Consider the following 20242-nt stretch of genomic DNA (forward strand, 5'->3'; position numbering starts at 1 on the left):
ACAGTGTATTACTTTCTAACTCACTTCACACAACTGTTTACTGGAAACCGAACCCTATAAACGTTTTATAATTTGCTTTCGTCGGCTTCATCCCGACTCACACTCAATACAATCCCGATTGCGGTTCCGGTGAATAGCAAGGAGGTTCCACCCATACTCAGGAGTGGCAACGGCAGCCCGGTCACGGGGGCCAACCCCACAGCCACGGCCATGTTGATAATGGCCTGTAGCACGATACTAAATGTGAGTCCGGCTGATAGGAGCCCTCCAAATGGCCGGGTACTTTTTCGAATAGCCCGAAGTCCCCGCGCCAATAACCACAGGTAAGCCGCTACCACGGCCATACCACCAATAAGACCGTACTCTTCTACGATAATGGCGAAAATAAAATCGGAGTAGGGGTGCGGCAGGAAGTTCCGCTGGTGACTCTGCCCCGGTCCCTGTCCTGTAATGCCACCATTAGCCATAGCGATATAGCCTTGATGCTGCTGAAATACGGTGGGGTCGTCGACATCCTTTCGCTTTTCGTTATTGGCCGAGCCCTGCAACTGTCCCACAAACGTTTTGATTCGGTTCGTGGCAGTACCCAATCGCTGCCCCAGCACCAAACCGATGCCTCCTGACACAACGCAAACCACCACCATACCCGCCAGGTAGCGCGTCGGCACCCGCCCGATGTACATGAGCAGAAAGCAGGTAAGACCCAACAGGAGTGCCGTAGAGGTATTAGAAAGAATAATAAGCGCGCAGATAGCCCCAATCCAGACAATCATATTCACCAGTACGCGGGGCTCGTACACCACGCGTTGACGCTTGGCCAGCATAGCCGCCAGATTAGAGATTAAAGCCAGTTTGGCTAAGTCGGACGGCTGGAATGTCTGGTTGATAAGCGGAATGGTTACCCAGCGTGAAGCGTCGTTGAGGTTGGTTCCTTTAAAAAAAGCCCAAAGTAGCAGCGGCACGGAAAGCCACATCCCAAACCTCGACAAGCGGGCGTAATACACGTAGTTGATGCGATGCGCGAAGTACATACACACCAGCCCCAGCAAAACCAGTGAGCCGTGCTTGAGCAGATACGACTCCGTATTGCCCTGCATTTTCTGGTAAGCCATGGTGCCGGTAGCACTATACACCACCAGCACGCTCATAATGGACAAAAACAAAACCACCCACCAAATCTGGCGGTCACCTTTGAGGTTGTCCCGTATCCAATCGCGAAGCGAGAAGGTCATAATTTGTGGGTAAAGACGCCTACTTGCGTCTCATTAGCGTCAGCAAAAATTGGAACAAAAGCCATCTGGCCGGGAGACGCAAATATGCGTCTCTACAGGGCCTTTACTGCTTGTTTGAATTGTTCACCACGGTCTTCATAATTACGGAAAAGGTCGAAACTGGCACAGGCTGGCGACAACAGCACCACCTCGCCGGGGGACGCCCATTCGAGCCCTTTCTGTACAGCTTCGGTCACACTTTGCGTTTCAAAAATCTGCGGTACGCGTCCCGTAAAATGAGCGACTAACTTCTGGTTATCCACGCCCAGACAGATCAGGCCTTTCACACGCTCGCTCACCAATTCATCAATCTGGCTGTAATCGTTGCCTTTGTCCTGCCCACCAGCAATCCAGACGGTAGGCGTGGTCATACTGGCGAGGGCATAAAATACGGAATCGACGTTGGTTGCCTTAGAATCGTTGATGAACGACACCCCGTTTATTTGACCCGCCGGTTCGAGCCGGTGCGACGCGTTCTGGAACGTATGAAGCCCCTGAGCGATAGCCTCGGCTGAAACGCCAACCGACTGAGCCGCGAGTATGGCCGACAACATGTTGATGGCATTATGCGGCCCTTTCAACGGCAAATCGACAACCGGGAGGGTAAACGCATGATCGCCATTGTGCGCAACCAATTCGCCATTCTGAAAGTAACCGCCGGGGCTCAGTGCTCGCTCCAGCGAAATAGGCAAATGGCGGGCCGGTATCGACCGTTTGGCCAACTCACGTTTAATCGGTTCGTTTCCGTCGAAATAGATGAAGTCATCATCAGACTGCATGTTCTGCACAATCCGAAACTTCGAGTCGACGTAATTCTGAAATTCGTAGTTGTAGCGATCCAGATGATCGGGAGTAATGTTCAGCAACACCGCTACATTGAGCCGGGTATCGAACATATCGTCGAGCTGGAAACTGCTGATTTCCAAGACAAACCAATCGAATGTATCGTTGATTACCTGCTTGGCGAAACTGTCGCCAATATTACCCGCGAGCCCAACATTCAGGCCGGCTGTTTTCAGCAAGTGATAAATGAGGAGCGTGGTCGTGGTTTTACCGTTGCTTCCGGTAATACCAACCAGCCGGGCGCGGGTGTACCGGGCGGCAAACTCAATCTCCGAAATAACGGGCGTTTCCTGAGCTTTCAGCTTCTGCACCAAAGGCACCGTACCAGGAATACCGGGGCTTTTCACCACCAACGTAGCCTGCAATACGCGCTCTTCGGTGTGCGTACCTTCTTCAAAATCGATCTGGTTTGCCTCCAGTTCGGCGCGGTACTGCTCTTTGAGACCTCCCCGGTCAGAGAGAAATACATCGTATCCTTTGGCCTTACCCAGCAGAGCGGCTCCAACACCACTTTCTCCGCCACCCAGAATTACTAATTTCTGCCTATCCATACGGGCAAAAATACGCAAAACAAAAAGCCCCGACCGCGATGGCCGGGGCTTTTGATAGTATTTCGGACGAATTACGCTTTTGAGTCGGGGCTATCCGACGCCCGCAAGCGGTTAGCCACTTTCACAACCATGAAAATAACCCAGGCTATAACCAGAAACTGAATGACTACATTCACGAAGTTTCCATACCGGATAGCCACTTCGGGTGTTGTGCCAACGGCTTCTTTCAACACAAGTTTCAACTGGCTGAAATCGATACCACCAATGGCAAGGCCCAGAATTGGGTTGATAATATCTTCGACAAGCGAGGTGGTAATTTTACCAAAGGCAGCCCCAATCACAACCCCTACGGCCAAATCCAGAACATTACCCTGAGCGATAAACGTGCGAAATTCTTTTAACATACCAGGTAGCTTTTTAGATGATTAACAGGACTTTGAGACGGCGAAATATATGAATAGTCTACAAGCTTGCCGACATTTTAACAGTTATTTCATCACCCTCTCTCCCAAAGCCCATCTAAATCACTTCTTCTTACGAAACGTGGTGACGTTGTAGGATAGACCAATCGCAAGCGTTTGCTGCAACTGCCAGTTCTCTGAGAAATCTTTGTCGAAAAGCGCAATCACTCCCAGCGTAGTGCTGAGGTACTTATTTATTTTAGCCGCTACAGTGAGGTCGAGCCGGTGATCAATCGCATCGAGCGTCTGATAGTTAGCGTAGGTCTGATAGCGAGCGTTGATATTAATATTGTCCGTAATGTTCTTGTTTAACGCGGCCTGAAGCTGCAACGCCAACCACTCCGTCCGGACAGATTTGCCAGCCTCAACGCCAAAAGCCGTAGCGGTTGGGTCAGGCCGTACAATCCCGTCGGCCCCAGCTCGTACCCGTACGGCATCGTCGGCCACGAAGGTAAACCGGGGCGCAAAGGGGCTCAGCCGGAGCGAGAACCAGTCATTTGGCCGGTACGCTACCCCCCAGGCAAAGGTCAGCTGAGCTGGCGCGAAAAAGCCGGATATCTGCTGTCGGGTACGATTGGCAGGTAGTTTGTCGTACTGGTAGCCGGGGGCAAAAAACGTATTGAAGGTGCCCGATGCGAACATATCCCATTTGGGAGCAATCTTATGACCCAGCACGGAGTTGAGAAACAGCTGATCGGCAGCTTTGCGACTTAGGCCCCGCTGATTCACGTAGCCCAGCTGAAAATCACCCGTGTTGTCCCACGACGTTCTCCCTTTTTCGTACAACGCGCGGGTACTGATTACCAGCCCCAAGGCTACGGAGTTGATACCGCCCCCCGTCCAGTTGCTGAACGAAGCCTGATTAAAATTGGCGCCCCCACTGAACGACCGCTGCCAATACGTGGTGTCTTTTTTTACCTTGAGGGTATCGCCAAAATTTTGAGTGACCACAGGCGTCTCCTGCGCCTGCGCCGTTCCGAGGGCCAGCAAAGCCAGTCCAGCCAGTATACTCTTTTTCATACGATTATGGTGGTTACTCTTTTACAAAAGACCCCGCCAGCGGGCGGGGTCGTACTCAAAACACTTGCACTTTTTGCGATTGTAGCGCCTGTAGCGGAATAATCGTGGTGGTTTCGCCTGTTTGCAGCGTCAGCGAGGTATTATCAATACTGATGATGGTACCTTTTACTTCCTCAATCTGAATAATCTGACCTTCTTTGAAGCGGTTTTTCGAATAGAACGAGGACAGAATATTGGCCATCACATCGCGGGAAGCAATCCCGTAACCTACTGCAAACGCAAAAATGATTCCCCCAACCAGCAGATTAAAGCTCGATTCAAGCAATTCGGTGTTGATACCAGCCTGCCCCAGAGCGCTGATGATGGTGATAATCAGGAAGAAGAAGAACACGATCATGCCGAGCAACTTCCCAGAGGCAACCTTAAACGTCTGACAAATAGAGATAACTGCTTTTTTCAACGCATCGGCCAGCAGTACGCCAATTTGTAGCATAATAGCGGCCGCTACCAGCTTTGGAATAAAGTTTACCAGCGACAGCACCATGTTGGTGATGGCGGCAATACCCAACGTCTCGGTGGCTGCGGTAATAAATACCAGCAGAATAAAGTAGTAAAGCACCTTGGCAACGATCTCGCTGAGCTTAATCTCAGTTTGCAACTGCCGGATCACATCAATATCGTTGAGCTTATCGCCGATTCGGTCGAAGCCCACCTGTTTGAGTACCCGGCTTACAATAGCCGCCACCGATTTGGCCACCAACACGCCAATGGCCATAATAACAATGGCCCCGATCAGCTTGGGCACAAAGTCAACAAATTGATTGATCAGGGTCTGAAACGTGTTAATCAGGATTTCGGTAATGTTCGGCAAATTATTCATCGACGGTGGTTGGTGATACAGGAGAAGAAAACATCTGTGAAATAACGTTCAGGAAGTCGCCCACGTAGAGCTCTGTTACCCGCAAGCTGTTTCGAATCAAATCGATCTCCGAAATCAGCTCATCTTTCAGATTTGGCGGGCAAACATCTTCGGGTTCGAGCTCTTTAAAGTTCTGCATGGGTGCACACGGTTAAAAGCGTAGGGGCCATTTCGTAGTTATATATTTCAGGGCCAGCAGAAGCCACATCACAATTCCCTCCAGATAGTGTTTGCGCAGTTTATCTTTCGCTCTTTTTAAGCGCATTTTAACTGCACTCTCGGTGATGTTCGACATGTCGGCGATGTCGCGGATACTGAAATCGTCCTGATACTTCATCATCAGCAGACTCCGCTCATCGGCATTCAGCCGGTCCATTGCTTTCCGTAAACCAGCTGCTTCCATCTCGGCTACTTCGGCCTCATCACTATCTCCGTAATCGGGCAAAAGCTCCATATTGTCAGCCAGTACCTCGCCCCCCCGGCGCACCCGAGTGTGGTCGGTGCAGTAGTTGTAGGTCACTGAGAAAAGCCAGGTCGAAAACTTCGCCTGTTCCTTGAAACCGCCTAATTTGGTAATCAGCTTCAAAAAAATGTCGTGCGTAAAGTCCTCTGCTTTCGCAGGGTCTTTCGTAAATGACAGGCATTTACGATACACTTTATCGCAGTAACGGACGTACAACGCTTCGAAGTACTGGTTCCGTTGCGTCTCGACATAAAGACGTACCAGCTCTTCGTCTGACAACTGTTTCATCGGTGGAGATTGCCCTATAAGACCGGGATAAGACTAAAAAGTAACGCGGTTCTATGTAGAAGGTTGGGCGAGGGGGGACTCAAATATACTAACCTATCTGTATACAAACAAAGGAGCCCAACCGGTATCGGTTGGGCTCCTTTATATTCAATTAACTATGTTTTAGCCGATGGCTACCCGCTTGAACGAGGTGATCGTCAAGCCTTTCGATGTTTTATCGAGCAGTTGTGCAATCGTCAGGGAGCTGTCTTTTACAAACTCCTGGTTCAGCAGAGTGTTGTCTTTGTAGAACTTGTTCAGTTTGCCAAGAGCAATCTTCTCCAACATAGCTTCAGGCTTACCTTCGGCACGAGCCTGCTCTTTACCGATCTCGATTTCGCGCTCAACAACCGTGGCATCAACGCCATCTTTGTCGAGGGCCAGTGGCTTCATAGCGGCTACCTGCATGGCTACGTCGCGGCCTACTTCGGCAACATCTGCACCGTTGGTGTTCGTCATAGCGACCAACACACCCAACTTACCGTTTGAGTGGATGTACGATACAACCTTCTCAGCTGACACGTTTTCATAAGCGACAACGTCGATTTTCTCACCGATTTTGCCCATCAGATCCGTGATGTGCTCCTGCAGGGTACGGCCATCGGCCTGTGCAGTAGCCAACAGAGCTTCTTTGCTGTCTGCATTGGTCGAAACAGCGGATTCGATTACTGCATTGGCCAGGTTCTGGAAGTCAGCGACCTTCGAAACAGGCTCTGTCTCACAAGCCAGGGCGATAATTTTACCGTTGTTCCCTTCGGCGTTCACCTGAGCCAGTACGATTCCTTCCGCGGTCGTGTTATAGGCCCGCTTGTCAGCGATTTTCTGACCCTGCTTCCGCAGAATCTCTTTCGCTTTTTCGAAATCGCCATCAGCCTCAGTCAGGGCTTTTTTGCAGTCCATCATACCGGCTCCGGTCTCTTGCCGAAGTTTGTTTACGTCTGCTGCCGTAATTGCCATAAGAATTGTATGTGTATTAAACGATTGTCAAAAGAAACCGCATCCGCCAATCGGATGCTAATTATAATGAAGTAGCCCATAGCGGCTGACTACGGGCTACTTTTTTAGTTCACAGTTTTCGGTTTACGGTTTTCAGTTGGCTTACGCCTGATCATGACGCTTTGCGTTAACTGAAAACTGAAGACTCTAAACTGAAAACTTTATTATTCTGGCTGCTCGTCGGCAGCTTCGGCTACAGGAGCTGTAGCTTCGGCGGCCGGAGCCTCATCGGCACCTTCGGCAGCGGCCTGGCGCGAATCGCTGGCACGCTTTGCCTCTTCTTCTTCCTGCAGACGCTGATCGTCTTTGTCCTGCTTCCGCTCCATCAGACCTTCTTCGATGGCCTTACCGATGGCAAGCGTAATCAGAGCAATCGACTTGTACGCGTCGTCGTTTGCAGGAATCGGGAAATCAACCTCATCAGGATTCGAGTTCGTATCGCACATAGCAAACACGGGGATACCCAGCCGCTTGGCTTCGGCAACCGCGATGTGCTCGCGCTTTACGTCTACGATAAACAGGGCGGCTGGCAGACGGGTCAGGTCTACGATACCACCTAATACACGATCTAATTTTTCTTTGTCACGCGACATCGTCAGCCGCTCCCGCTTGGCAATGTTGCTGGCCGTTGTTTCGTCCTTCAACATTTTGTCCAGTGTCTGGAGCTTCTTCATCGACTTACGCACGGTGGCGAAGTTTGTGAGCATACCACCCAACCAACGGTCGGTTACGTACGGCATTTTCAGACGACGCGCTTCTTCCGTTACGATCTCCTGAGCCTGCTTCTTGGTAGCTACAAACATCACCTTCCGGCCCGAGCGAACAATACCTTTGATGGCATTGCAAGCGTCGTCGAGGCTGGCGAGTGTTTTGTTTAAGTCAATAATGTGGATGCCGTTCTTCTCCATGAAGATGTACGGAGCCATCCGGGGGTCCCACTTGCGCGTCAGGTGGCCAAAGTGCACACCAGCGTCTAAGAGGTCTTTATATTCAACTTGTGCCATTTTCGTTTTGAAAATATGGTTTTGATAATGTGTACGCAGCACCGTTCGTCGGCATCATCTAAGAACGGTCTGGACGAATTTTTTGACGTTTTCAGTTTGCTGTTTCCGGTTTACAGTTGCGCAAAGCGGTTTGTAGGCGCAAGCCAACTGTAAACTGTAGACAGAAAACTGTAAACTCTATTAACGCTTGCTGAACTGGAACCGCCGACGAGCCTTGGCACGTCCGTATTTCTTCCGTTCAACCATGCGCGAGTCACGCGTCAGGAAGCCCTCTTTCTTCAGAGTAGGGCGGAACTCAGCGTTCAGTTCAACCAGTGCCCGTGAAATAGCCATACGCGTAGCTTCGGCCTGACCGGTGATTCCACCGCCCCGAACGTTTACTTTTACGTCGTATGCACCTATTCCGTTAACACTTGTAAACGGCTGGTTCAAAATGATTTGCAGAATTTCAGATGGGAAGTACTGCTTGTACTCCTTTCCATTCACCTGAATGTTTCCGTTACCGGCCGACAGATACACGCGCGATACGGCGGTTTTCCGGCGACCAATGGCATTGATACGGTCCATTTTTTAGATGTTAGACGCTCAGACCTGACCCCTACGCACTTCACAGCGTGTAGCTATATGGCCCGAGACCGCTATTTAGAGTTGAATTTCTTTGGGTTGCTGAGCAGCGTGCGGGTGCTGTTCGCCAGCATAAACGTGCAGGTTGCCGTACATTTTCCGACCGAGTCGGTTTTTGGGCAGCATACCTTTAACGGCCATTTCAACAAGGCGCTCGGGGCGCTTCTCGAGCAACAACCGGGGCGTAGCGAAACGCTGACCACCGGGGTAGCCGGTGTGGCGTACGTAAACCTTGTCGGTTAGTTTCTTACCCGTCAGGCGCACCTTATCGGCGTTGATGACGATTACATTGTCGCCACAGTCAACGTGGGGCGTGAAGTTGGTTTTGTGTTTGCCGCGGATTACAGAGGCAATTTTGCTGGCCAGCCGACCCAACACTTGTCCCTGAGCGTCAATCACAACCCAGTCCTTCTGCACCGTATCGCTATTGGCGGAGATGGTCTTATAACTGAGTGTATTCACTGTTTGTATTGATAATTGGTTGATTGCTAAGAATTTGCGCCAAAAAAGACGCACCCCGCCTAAAAACGGGAGTGCAAATATAGATGATAGTAGACTGAAAAACAAGCAGAAAGCAGAAGGAATGAAGGGAAGGTAGGAGTAAGAAGTGAGGAGGTAGGAGTTGCTGGCGCGTAAGCAGTACTCGTGCGCCAGCAACTCCTCACCGCCGGGCGGCCCCGTCCTATCTCCTCACTCCTCACTTCTACTATCTTTGTTTTATTCTTTCTTCAAAAACTAAAACCACATGCCCGAAATTCAATACACCGTCGACCGGGACGTCGCTTTGATTACCTGGAACATGAGTTCGTCGCCCATGAACGTACTCAACGACCTGTCGATCCCCCAATTTGAAGAGGCCCTACAACAGGCCTATGCCGACGAGACCGTTAAAGGAATTATTGTCACTTCGGCCAAGCCCGAATTTGTGGCCGGGGCCGACCTGAAAATGATTCTTCGGAATAATGATAAAGAACCCGCCGAAATGCTGAAGGTATCGGCCGAACTGAACCGGATCTTCCGGCAGATGGAAGTGTGCGGGAAGCCCGTAGTGGCGGCTATTAACGGCACAGCCTTAGGGGGTGGGTATGAAATCTGTCTGGCTACACACTATCGTGTGGCTCTGGACAATCCGAAGACTCAAATCGGCTTAGTGGAGGTAACCATTGGCTTGCTACCGGGGGCGGGTGGTACGCAACGGCTCCCGCGTATGATCGGAATGCAGGCAGCCCTTATGCTCATCACCGAGGGCAAGAAACTGGGCGTCCAGGAAGCCAAAGCCCAGGGCTTGATCGACGATATTGCGCCTACACCGGAAGCCATGATGGAGATGGCCCGTGCGTACATTGCCGCCAACCCAACCCCCGTGAAGCCCTGGGATCAAATCGACAAAAAGACCGGTAAAATTGTAGCCCGCGACAATTTCAAAGTTCCAGGTGGCAATGTGCAAAGTCCCGTAGGTGCCCAGATTTTTACGGCGGGCACGGCCATGCTCATGGACAAAACCCGTGGCAACTACCCCGCTCCGCTCGAAATCATGGCCTGCGTGTACGAGGGACTTCAGGTAAACATCGACCGGGCACTGGTGATCGAAGCGCGGCATTTTGTGAAAGTAGCCACTTCTAAGGTTGCCAAGAACCTGATCGGAACCATGTTCTTAGGCATGAACGAGGCCAACAAGGGCGCTAGCCGACCCAAAAATATCCCGAAAACTGACGTTCGGAAAGTGGGGATTCTGGGCGCAGGGATGATGGGCGCGGGCATCGCTTACGTATCGGCACAGGCTGGCATTGAGGTCGTATTGAAAGATGTATCGCTCGAAGCCGCCGAAAAAGGTAAAGAGTACTCGCGGGGAATTCTCAAAAAAGGAGTGGAACGCGGCAAGGTTGATCCCCTGCAAGTAGACAGTATTCTGGACCGAATTAAGCCCACGGCCGATTACGCCGATATGCAGGGGTGCGACCTGATTATTGAAGCGGTTTTTGAAAATCGTGAACTCAAAGCGCAGGTGACCCGCGAGGCCGAACCTATGCTGGCACAGGATAACCCCACCGGACCGGGCGTATTTGGCTCAAACACCTCTACCCTACCCATTTCGGGACTGGCCGAAGCGGCTGCCAAACCGGAGAATTTCATCGGTATTCACTTCTTCTCGCCCGTTGATAAGATGATGCTGGTCGAGATTATTATGGGTAAACAAACATCGGACTATGCCTTGGCCGTAGCGATTGACTACACGCGCAAAATCCGCAAAACACCCATTGTGGTGAACGACAGCCGGGGTTTCTACACGTCGCGTTGCTTCGGCACGTACTCTGCCGAAGGTATGGAACTGCTAAAAGACGGCGTCTCGCCCATTCTGATTGAGAACGGCGGTAAAGATGCCGGAATGCCCGTTGGGCCGTTGGCCGTGACCGACGAGGTAGCCCTTGACCTGGTCTACAAAATTTCGGGGCAAAGCATTAAAGACGGCGCTTTGAGCGAAACCGATACGAGCTATCAGGTGGCCAGACAGTTTGTGGAACTGGGCCGACTGGGCAAAAAAGCGAAAGCCGGTTTCTACGACTACCCGGAAGGAGCCGCAAAGATACTCTGGCCCGGCCTGGCCCAGATTTTCCCCGTTTCAGAGGCACAACCAACCATCGACGAGGTAAAAACCCGCCTGTTGTACCGGCAGGCTATCGAAGCCGTTCGGTGTTTTGAAGAGGGCGTGGTTCGGACCAAGCTCGATGCCGACCTGGGTTCTATTCTGGCGTGGGGCTTTCCGGCTTACACGGGCGGAGCTCTGTCGTTCGTCGATTTTGTGGGTATAGAAACGTTCGTCGAAACGGCCGACCGGCTGGCCGATACCTACGGCGAGCGATTCCGGCCTACCGATACGCTGCGGGCTATGGCCACCCGTGGCGAAGGGTTCGCGAAAATGGCCAAGCCGGCCCCAGCAGTTGGTTAGACAGGGGGTACCTCGTACACCCACACCTGCCAATAGCTATCCGAATCGTTGAATATACCGACTTGCCGCCAGCCTAAACTGGCGGCATTTTTTATGGCTACGGCCGAAAACACGAACCGACCGCCCATCGCTCGAAAAGCCTTATTATTGAATGCCAAATTATTGACCACCCGTTTGTCGGTTTTGCCAACGAGTGCGTTCATGCGGAGCTCGGCCGGAAACACGTAACAGCGATTTCCGTAGGCATTGAAATACGGTCGGATAGGCCAGGCTGTCGGCTTGGCCCATTCATAGGCCATCAACTGCCGAAACTGATGCTTGTAGGGTAAAGGGTAATTATTCTGATAACTGTCGAGCGTGTAAAAACCATTCGACTGCGCAACAATCGGGTGCATCCCGACGCTTACAACCCGGTAGCTGGCAGTGGGTTGCGGCAGCGACTGCCGGATGCGCCTGAATAAATCGGGAGCGTAAAAAGCCCGAAACGAAGGCGAACGAGCCGGTTGGGGCATTCCCACCAGCATGCGGGCATTGGTAAGCCACTCCGTGTTGTGGGTCAGTGTCAGGTAAAGCTGCCCTCCCAACAGCAAAAGCAGCAAACTACGGCTCCATCCCTCCAACAACTGCGCCCACTCGGCCAGGAGTAAGCCCAGCAACAACGTCCACAAAAAAGGGAGCAGGAAATAAAACCGGTCGAGCTGGAAGATAGTCAGAATCCGTTTATTGGCCCCTGCCTGACTCAGAAGCCACGGGTATAGGCCATGCAGCAGACAAATAGACCCAATAATCGCCATGAGCCATAACGGCAGCCCGCGCCAACGCCCTGTTACAAACCGGGTCAGCCACAAATACGCAATAGGCCAGGTGGTAAATGTACCGGCATGATACTGCCCGTACTGAAACATCAGCCGGGCATGGCTCAGGCCATTATCTAACTTTGCCGACACCAGAGCCGCCTGATTGTACTCGCTACGGTGCGACACAAACTGCCCGGTCAGGTATGCTCGAATCATGGGAAAATCGACCAACCCGTAGAGGGCCGCTAACAGAACCAGCCCCAGCCAGTACGGGCCATTGAATTGGCGGCTCCGTATCCCCTGAACAAAGCCGAGCAACGCCAGCCCAATCAGCATGTATAGCCCCGACCGGACCAGAAACGAATAGAACGGAAAGCCCAAAATAATAAGCCAGGCCGCAACGCTTAGTCGGCGGTACAAAAGTTGAAGAAACGCCAGCAGCAATAATGGCTGCCCCATTACAGACAATCCATAGTTAGTATATGCCGGAATCAGGGCAAATATCAGGGCCACGCCTACCGCCAGCCACTGCTCGCCGGGGCGGTTCAGGATGTATTGCCGCTGAAGCACATACATACTTACCAGCCCGACCAGATGCACCACCAGAAAGTTGACCAGAATAGCCCAGAACGGCGGTAACAGGGCAAAGAACCAAACCGACACGTACAGCCCCGAATGCATCGCTGAGCGGGGTAGCCCGTTCATGATGGTTGGCACAACGGCATCGGCCCCAAACCGAAACGCCTGTCCCGATTGCACCAGTGGCCCAAACTGGTATGAGCTATCGTCCAGAAAATCATGAATAGTGAAATAGGCTTCCTGCACAAGCCACCCGTACGGAACGTACAAAGCCAGCAATAGCAGGATACCCACCAGCACCGGCCAACGTTCCTGATGCCAGCGAAACGGTTGATAGCCAAACATGCCGCAAAGTTGGCAAAACTCTACCGAGAAGAGATGTCATCTTGTTTAGGAAAGATGACATCTCTTTACACGCCATCTTCTACCCAGACGACATCTTTCCCAACAAGATGTCATCTGGGGTTATCTTTGCCCTCATGAACAACGTTGCCATTATCACGGCCCGGGGCGGCAGCAAACGGATTCCGCGCAAAAACATCCGACCGTTTTTGGGCAAGCCCATCATCGCCTACGTTATCGAAGCAGCCCTGCAATCGGGGTTGTTCAACGAGGTGATGGTGTCGACCGACGATGCCGAAATTGCCGATGTAGCCCGGCAGTATGGGGCCGCCGTGCCGTTTATGCGTAGCGCCGAAAACGCCGACGACTACGCTACCACTGTCGACGTGATTCTGGAAGTGCTGGATGCGTACCGGGCGCAGGGACGGGAATTTAAACACGTTTGCTGTTTGTATCCGACATCGCCCTTTGTCACAATTGATATTTTACAGCGAACTCACGATGCGCTCATCGAAAAAGGTGTTGCTATTATCTACCCACTTCAGCGATTTCACTTCCCGATACAACGTGCTTTTTTCTTGAATGATAAGGGGCTAATCGATTGGGCGGATCCGGCAGCGTTTTTGAAACGTTCTCAAGATCTCAAGGTGGCTTACCATGATGCAGGGCAGTTCTATTGGTTTGATACAACACCACTCTTAGCGCATCGACAACTAACTGGCTTACCAGCAGGAGGGGTTGAAATCAGTGAAATGCAGGCCCACGACATCGACTCGGAGGAGGATTGGAAGATTGCCGAATTTAAATACTTACTACTAAAACAGCAGCAATCTAACATTTAAGAGTAATGCGCTCTATTCTTTTTCGTGCCGACGGAAACACCCAAATTGGTATGGGGCACCTCATGCGCAGTTTGGCATTGGCAACTATGCTTGGCGATTCGTTTAAGCGTCGGTTTGCAATCTACCAGCCCACACCGTCAGTAAAAGCATTACTATCAGAACATGGCTTTCCTGTAATTTCTTTAGGTACTCAACATATCGACGAGTTAATACAGCATAGCCAGGCTGAGGATATTGTGGTGCTGGATGGTTATCATTTTGATGAAGCCTTTCAAAAAGTATTAAGAAGTAAGATTCACAAACTTGTTTTTATTGACGACCTAATATTCGGGCATCAGGTTGCAGACGTGATTTTGAATCATACCGCGGGAATTCCTGCTACTGAGTATGAAGCAGAGCCATACACCCAGTTTTTGCTTGGTCCTCGATATGCATTAGTGAATCCACTCTTCAGAGCCGCTCAACTTCATACATCAGCAAAAGATATATTGATAAATCTGGGCGGGGCTGACATCCAAAACATATCCCACGATCTCACCAATTGGCTGCTCAGGCATTACCCTGAGTGCTCTTTACGAGTAGTATTAGGAAGCGCCAACCCACATGTAGCAACGTTCTCACACTTTCCGCAGGATCAGGTCACGCTATTGCAGAGCCTGTCTGTCATACAAATGGCTCATGAAATAGCCCATTGTCGGTTAGCCATCGTCTCCTGTAGTACGATTGCATACGAGGTAGCTTCTATTGGTCGCCCGTTCATCGGTATTTTAACCGCAGACAACCAAAAACGCTTAGCACATTTTTTTGTTCAGGAGGGGTTAGCTTTGGGCGTTCTGAAATTACCCTTGAATCCATCAATGCTACCTTCTCTTTTAAACCTCAACGGTTTTAGCGATAGTATCAAACGACAACGGCATTACCTCGACGGATTGTCTGGTCAGCGACTCAGAGAGTTTTTTCAAACATTATAAATTGATATTCAAATGGACATCCAATTGACCCCGCTTCAGTACGAAGACATCGAATTGGTACGAACCTGGCGTAATTCGGAAGAGGTTGCCCAATACATGTACACTGATGATTTGATTACGACCGAACAGCAGGAAGCATGGTTCGCCAAAATCAGCAAGGACCCTTCAAGCCAGTATTGGGTAATACAATACAATGATCAGAAAATTGGACTTGCTTCACTTACTGGAATTAGTCAAACCCTCAGCAGTTGCTACTGGGCTTTTTATCTGGGGGACACGTCGATTCGAGGGGCGGGCATTGGTTCTAAAGTGGAATTCAATGTCTTGAGCTACGTTTTTGAACAACTCAAGTTAAATAAACTCCGTTGCGAGGTATTTACCTTTAATGATAAGGTGATTTCAATGCATGAAAAATTTGGATTCAGAAGGGAAGCTTACTACCGCCAACATGCCCGGAAAAATGGCAGATGGCAAGACGTAGTTGGTTTAGCTATGCTACGAGAAGAGTGGGAAACCTATCGTGAAATTATGAGGGCAAAAATTTACAGATAGTAACTCATTGGGTAGTTTTTTATCAAAAAAAGGTAATATTGGGCAATCATCATTTACACCACCAATTTCACAAAATATGAAATACATATTACTGCTATGCTTTGCCCTCACCCTTGAAAATGCCTTCGCCCAAGACCCTTCTACCGATCGTTGGTACGATTCAGGAGAAGCAACGGTCATAGAGCCCCCCGCAACGATTTCTGGCTCGGTAATCATTAAAAAAGGCAACATTTTTTCAAGTACTTTTAACGAGCTCCTGCGTATCCAGACTACCGATAGCCCGAGTGATTTCATGAGTTTCCGGAACGCGACGACCCGCTACGGGAGTATGGTACCGGCCATTTTCTCATACAATGAGACGGGCAGTGGCTCATCATTGATGCTTATAGGCGTTACTAATTACAGCAACGATTATGGCGAGTCGGCCATCATGCGATTTGATGCACGGAAGTATTTCAATAATTCACTATCTGGTGGTGATGGTGCTATAACTGGAAGGCCCCTATTCTCGTGGGCAAATTTCACCACAATTCACATGCAAATGCTGGCTAACGGTAACCTTGGCCTCGGAACTATATCACCACAAGCCCAGCTTCATACTACCGGAACCGTTCGGTTAGGCGGCTTACCATCTGGGGCAAGCTCGTTTGCAGTCATGTCTGACAACAACGGGAACCTCACTCGCTATCAGCTACCCACCAACACCACTCTGGCAACCTTCAACGGGTTATCTGTAGGCACAAACACGATCCCGAAATTCAACGCAGCCGGCACTCTGCTGAACAGTCAGCTTACCGACGATGGTGACGGATTGGGCATTGGCGGCTCTCCGGTAAGTGGCGCCAAACTGGCTCTGTACGGAACCCTGCGGATGATGTCGGACGAACGTACTAAGACGAATATCGTACGGATGACCAATGCCCTTCAGAAGGTGGAGGTTCTAAATGGCTATTACTACGACTGGAAAACGGGCGGAGCGGCCCGAGAAACGGGCTTTTTGGCGCAAGAGGTGGAGAGCGTATTACCCGAAGCGGTATCGCAAAATGCCGAAGGAACTAAATTCCTGAATTACAACGGCGTTATCCCACTTCTTACCGAAGCAATCAAAGAGCAACAGCAACTTATTTTGGAGCAAAGCGCGTTAATTAAGCAACTTCGCAGAGAAGTTGACGCGTTGAAAGCCAAATAACGAGATTGCCTATTATGTTTCAACCCATTCAGGTTGCCCAATATACCATTAGCCCGGACCACCGGCCGTTTGTGATTGCCGAGATGTCGGGAAACCATAATCAGTCGCTGGAACGGGCCCTCGAAATTGTCGATGCCGTGGCCGATACGGGCGCGCAGGCTCTTAAACTACAGACCTATACCCCCGACACGATTACCTTCAACGGGTCGTCAGAAGAGTTTTATATCCGCGACAACCAATCGCTCTGGGCCGACAAAAATCTGTACAAACTCTACAAAGAGGCCTATACCCCCTGGGAGTGGCACAAACCTATTTTTGAACACGCCCGCAAGCGGGGCATGATTGCGTTCAGCTCGCCGTTTGATACGACAGCCGTCGATTTTCTGGAGTCGCTGGATGTGCCCCTGTACAAAATTGCGTCGTTCGAAAACACCGACCATATTTTGCTCAAAAAGGTTGCCCAAACCGGCAAACCCGTGATTATGAGTACGGGCGTAGCCTCCGTGGCTGATCTGGAAGAGTCGGTGCGGGTACTACGCCAAAACGGGTGCCGCGATCTGGTTTTGCTCAAGTGCACGAGTACCTATCCGGCCTCGCCCGAAAGCACCAACCTACTCACCATTCCGCACCTGCGCGATTTGTTCGACGTGCCGGTGGGCCTTTCCGACCATACTATGGGCATCGGAGCGGCCGTTGCCGCCGTAGCGCTGGGGGCAGTTGTTCTCGAAAAACACGTAACCCTACGCCGGGCCGACGGGGGCGTGGATTCGGCGTTTTCGCTCGAACCCGACGAGCTGAAGAGCCTCGTTGTAGAAACCGAGCGGGCGTTTCTGGCCATGGGCCGGGTCAATTATACCCTCAGCCCAAAAGAGCAAAATAGCCTTCAGTTCAAGCGTTCGCTGTACGTAGTGCAGGATATGAAAGCCGGTGAGCCCTTTACGCCCGCCAATGTGCGGAGCATTCGGCCCGCCAACGGCCTGCACACCCGCTACTACGAGCAAGTGCTGGGGCAAACCGCCAGTAGAGATATTCAGGCCGGTACGGCTTTGAGTTGGAACTTAATTAATTGAGCGAATGAGTGACTGAGTGATTGAGTGAACGTTTCTCTGTACAGAGCTTTCACTCAATCGCTCAGTCACTCATTCGCTCATTTCATACATGGGCATTATCAAACGCCAGACCATTCTAAGCTCTGTTTTCGCCTATGCCGGTACGGGCGTAGGGTTTATCACGCAGGGCCTACTGTTCCCCAAATTACTTACCAAAGATCAGGTTGGTCTGATTGCGGTATTGCTATCGTGGTCGGTCTTGCTGGCGCAGTTTTCAAACCTGGGTCTGAATGGAGCCGGAGGGCGTTTTTTTCCGTATTTCCGAGACCATGAACGGCAGCATAACGGCTACCTACTGCTTAGTATGCTCACTACAGCTACGGGGGTACTCCTGTGCTCTGTGGTGCTGGTGGCCTTTCGGGATGAAATTCTGAATTGGAGTAGCGATAAATCGGCCCTGTTTACCCATTACTACTTCTGGCTCATTCCGCTGATCTCGTTTTTGGTAGCCTTTACGGTGTTCGATAACTACGCCAAACTCCTTTACGACACCGTACCGGGGACCATCTTCCAGCAATTTATCAACCGGCTACTAATGCTGGCCGCCATTGGGGCCTACGGCCTGAAATGGCTGACGTTTAGAGACTTTATGTATGCCTGGATGACATCCTGGCTGATTCCGGCGCTGCTCATGCTGGGCCGCGTAGTTCAGAAACATGGGTTCGGCGTCAGTCCACGCTTTTTTTCTGTCAGCCCCGACCTACGAAAACAACTGTTTCAATATTCGGCCTTGTCGCTGCTCACAGCCTTGTCGTCCAATATTATCCTGACCATTGGCAACATCATGATCAATGCTGACTCAGGCCTGAGCAACGCTGGGATCTACAACACAGCCTCGTATTTCGGGTCGGTTATTGCGTTGCCGGCCGCTTCGCTCTACAAAGTGGCGGGTACCATTATTGCCGATGCCTGGAAACGCAACGACCCCGCTCATATTGCCGATGTCTACGAGCGCAGTTGCCTCAATCAGCTCATTATCGGTTGTCTGGTCTTTGTGGGCATCGCGGCTAACCTGCCCAACGTATTTCAGTGGCTCCCGGCGGGCTACGAAGCCGGGTATTACGTGGTGCTCTGGATCGGGCTGGGCAAACTCATCGATATGGCTACGGGCCTGAACGGCACCATTCTGGCCACCTCCCGTTACTATGCCTACGACTCGGCTTTTTTCATCGGGCTTATTTTTATCACCATTGGGGTTAATGCGTGGCTTATTCCGAGGTACGGTATCAACGGAGCCGCCATGGGTGCCGCTTTTGTAACAGCCTTGTTTAATTTTGTACGGACGGTGTTCGTCTGGGTGAAGTTCGGTATGCAGCCCTTCAGTTGGCGCAACGGGGCCGTGTTAGGGGTGGGCGCGCTGGTCTGGTGGCTGGCCGTTCAGTACCCCTACGGTACGGGCACCGTGCGGGTAATAACCGACGTAGCCCTGCGGTCGGCCCTAATCACGGGTGTGTTTGGGAGCCTCATACTCGTTCTGAAACTCTCACCCGACCTTAATCAGACCGTTGCCGGGCTGCGGAAACGAATAAACGGGTGAACTCCGCCGAGCGGCCACCCCTAACCTTGCATCATGCGACTGCTTCGATTTTTATTTAAAGACCTTTTCCGGTCACTGCAAACGGCGGGCGGGCGGCAATTTCTGTGGCTTCTGCTCCGCTACGCCGACCGGCCACGCAACAAGCCGTTTCGGGCGCAGGTGGGTCCGTTTCGGTTTCGGGTAGTCGACGGATTGTCGTTTGCATGGCAGTACAAAGAGATTTTCACCGACGAATTTTATCGGTTCACGACCAACGAGGAGATCCCGGTGATTTACGACTGCGGAGCCAACATCGGTATGAGTCTGGCTTATTTTCGGCAACAATACCCGGCCGCCCGCATTGTCGCGTTTGAGGCCGACCCGGCCATTGGGCAGGTATTGGCCGACAACCTGACAGTCAACGGAATCCAAAACGTTGAACTTATCAACAAAGCCGTGTGGATAAACGATGCCGGTGTGGATTTCAGCTCGGCCGAAGCCGATGCCGGGTCAATTTACAGCACCGGGCAACAGCAACGGGTGCCCTCGGTGCGGCTCCGGGACTATTTGCTCCGCGAACCCCGAATCGATATGCTCAAGATGGACATTGAAGGTGCCGAAGCCGATGTGCTGGCCGACTGCCGCGACGCGCTCGGTAACGTTCGGAATATGTTTATCGAGTACCACTCATACGTGGGTCACCCGCAGGCACTCGGCGGCATTTTACAGATGCTCGAAACGGCCGGCTTCCGGTACTACGTCGACACCAATCAGCACCGGGTTCGGCCATTTCTGAACCGGCGTTACAACGGCAACGACGTGATGGATTTACAACTCAACGTATTCGCTTACCGCGAGTAAATGTCAACTATCTCATTAGCCTTGCACCGGGCCGCTCCCGAATCAATCACAAAAGCAT

Annotated in this window: 20 protein-coding genes; 8 read left to right on the forward strand and 12 right to left on the reverse strand. The window is 51.3% G+C overall.

Features of this window, described 5'->3' with window-relative positions:
- Positions 1–65: 65 nt before the first annotated feature.
- The 11 genes from F5984_RS08300 to rplM all read right to left on the reverse strand — a co-directional run bounded on the left by F5984_RS08300 (position 66) and on the right by rplM (position 8941).
- Entirely contained in the window at positions 66–1232 is a 1167-nt protein-coding gene (locus F5984_RS08300) for an FtsW/RodA/SpoVE family cell cycle protein (RefSeq protein ID WP_152123763.1), read from the reverse strand.
- A gap of 92 nt (positions 1233–1324) precedes the next feature.
- Complete coding sequence (gene murD / locus F5984_RS08305; RefSeq protein ID WP_152123764.1) at positions 1325–2665, reverse strand: UDP-N-acetylmuramoyl-L-alanine--D-glutamate ligase; 1341 nt, start codon at positions 2663–2665, stop codon at positions 1325–1327.
- A 71-nt stretch (positions 2666–2736) separates the two neighbouring features.
- Positions 2737–3069, reverse strand: a complete 333-nt coding sequence (mscL, locus tag F5984_RS08310) for a large-conductance mechanosensitive channel protein MscL (RefSeq protein ID WP_152123765.1) — start codon at positions 3067–3069, stop codon at positions 2737–2739.
- Between the two features lie 120 nt (positions 3070–3189).
- Positions 3190–4146: a DUF3078 domain-containing protein gene (locus tag F5984_RS08315; RefSeq protein ID WP_152123766.1), complete on the reverse strand. Its 957-nt coding sequence runs from the start codon at positions 4144–4146 to the stop codon at positions 3190–3192.
- A gap of 55 nt (positions 4147–4201) precedes the next feature.
- Positions 4202–5026, reverse strand: a complete 825-nt coding sequence (locus F5984_RS08320; RefSeq protein WP_152123767.1) for a mechanosensitive ion channel family protein — start codon at positions 5024–5026, stop codon at positions 4202–4204.
- Positions 5019–5204, reverse strand: coding sequence for a hypothetical protein (locus tag F5984_RS08325; protein ID WP_152123768.1), 186 nt, complete (start codon positions 5202–5204; stop codon positions 5019–5021). The genes F5984_RS08320 and F5984_RS08325 overlap by 8 nt, the downstream gene beginning before the upstream one ends.
- 12 nt (positions 5205–5216) lie before the next feature.
- Positions 5217–5816: an RNA polymerase sigma factor gene (locus tag F5984_RS08330; protein WP_152123769.1), complete on the reverse strand. Its 600-nt coding sequence runs from the start codon at positions 5814–5816 to the stop codon at positions 5217–5219.
- A gap of 162 nt (positions 5817–5978) precedes the next feature.
- Entirely contained in the window at positions 5979–6812 is an 834-nt protein-coding gene (gene tsf, locus F5984_RS08335; protein WP_152123770.1) for a translation elongation factor Ts, read from the reverse strand.
- A gap of 203 nt (positions 6813–7015) precedes the next feature.
- Positions 7016–7855 carry a 30S ribosomal protein S2 gene (gene rpsB / locus F5984_RS08340; protein ID WP_019988975.1) on the reverse strand — a complete coding sequence of 280 codons (840 nt, stop codon included), beginning with the start codon at positions 7853–7855 and terminating at the stop codon, positions 7016–7018.
- Between the two features lie 180 nt (positions 7856–8035).
- On the reverse strand, positions 8036–8422 hold the full coding sequence (rpsI, locus tag F5984_RS08345; RefSeq protein WP_152123771.1) for a 30S ribosomal protein S9: 387 nt from the start codon (positions 8420–8422) through the stop codon (positions 8036–8038).
- Positions 8423–8497: 75 nt separating this feature from the next.
- Positions 8498–8941, reverse strand: coding sequence for a 50S ribosomal protein L13 (rplM, locus tag F5984_RS08350; protein ID WP_019988973.1), 444 nt, complete (start codon positions 8939–8941; stop codon positions 8498–8500).
- A 283-nt stretch (positions 8942–9224) separates the two neighbouring features.
- Between rplM and F5984_RS08355 the strand changes: the two genes are divergently transcribed.
- Positions 9225–11426: a 3-hydroxyacyl-CoA dehydrogenase NAD-binding domain-containing protein gene (locus F5984_RS08355; protein ID WP_152123772.1), complete on the forward strand. Its 2202-nt coding sequence runs from the start codon at positions 9225–9227 to the stop codon at positions 11424–11426.
- Here F5984_RS08355 and F5984_RS08360 read toward each other — a convergent pair.
- Positions 11423–13147 carry a DUF6044 family protein gene (locus F5984_RS08360; protein ID WP_152123773.1) on the reverse strand — a complete coding sequence of 575 codons (1725 nt, stop codon included), beginning with the start codon at positions 13145–13147 and terminating at the stop codon, positions 11423–11425. The genes F5984_RS08355 and F5984_RS08360 overlap by 4 nt on opposite strands.
- A gap of 134 nt (positions 13148–13281) precedes the next feature.
- Between F5984_RS08360 and pseF the strand changes: the two genes are divergently transcribed.
- The 7 genes from pseF to F5984_RS08395 all read left to right on the forward strand — a co-directional run bounded on the left by pseF (position 13282) and on the right by F5984_RS08395 (position 20184).
- Positions 13282–13986 carry a pseudaminic acid cytidylyltransferase gene (gene pseF, locus F5984_RS08365; RefSeq protein WP_152123774.1) on the forward strand — a complete coding sequence of 235 codons (705 nt, stop codon included), beginning with the start codon at positions 13282–13284 and terminating at the stop codon, positions 13984–13986.
- 5 nt (positions 13987–13991) lie between these two features.
- Entirely contained in the window at positions 13992–14957 is a 966-nt protein-coding gene (pseG, locus tag F5984_RS08370) for a UDP-2,4-diacetamido-2,4,6-trideoxy-beta-L-altropyranose hydrolase (RefSeq protein ID WP_152123775.1), read from the forward strand.
- Positions 14958–14969: 12 nt separating this feature from the next.
- A complete protein-coding gene (gene pseH / locus F5984_RS08375; RefSeq protein ID WP_152123776.1) occupies positions 14970–15509 on the forward strand; it encodes a UDP-4-amino-4,6-dideoxy-N-acetyl-beta-L-altrosamine N-acetyltransferase in 540 nt (179 codons plus the stop codon).
- A gap of 76 nt (positions 15510–15585) precedes the next feature.
- Positions 15586–16698 carry a tail fiber domain-containing protein gene (locus F5984_RS08380; protein ID WP_152123777.1) on the forward strand — a complete coding sequence of 371 codons (1113 nt, stop codon included), beginning with the start codon at positions 15586–15588 and terminating at the stop codon, positions 16696–16698.
- Between the two features lie 14 nt (positions 16699–16712).
- Positions 16713–17768, forward strand: a complete 1056-nt coding sequence (gene pseI, locus F5984_RS08385; protein ID WP_152123778.1) for a pseudaminic acid synthase — start codon at positions 16713–16715, stop codon at positions 17766–17768.
- A gap of 88 nt (positions 17769–17856) precedes the next feature.
- Positions 17857–19344: a lipopolysaccharide biosynthesis protein gene (locus tag F5984_RS08390; RefSeq protein ID WP_152123779.1), complete on the forward strand. Its 1488-nt coding sequence runs from the start codon at positions 17857–17859 to the stop codon at positions 19342–19344.
- Between the two features lie 33 nt (positions 19345–19377).
- Positions 19378–20184: an FkbM family methyltransferase gene (locus F5984_RS08395; RefSeq protein WP_152123780.1), complete on the forward strand. Its 807-nt coding sequence runs from the start codon at positions 19378–19380 to the stop codon at positions 20182–20184.
- The last annotated feature ends 58 nt before the right edge of the window (positions 20185–20242 follow it).

Origin of the sequence: Rudanella paleaurantiibacter, assembly GCF_009184635.1 — a bacterium.
GTDB classification, from domain to species: Bacteria; Bacteroidota; Bacteroidia; order Cytophagales; family Spirosomataceae; genus Rudanella; species Rudanella paleaurantiibacter.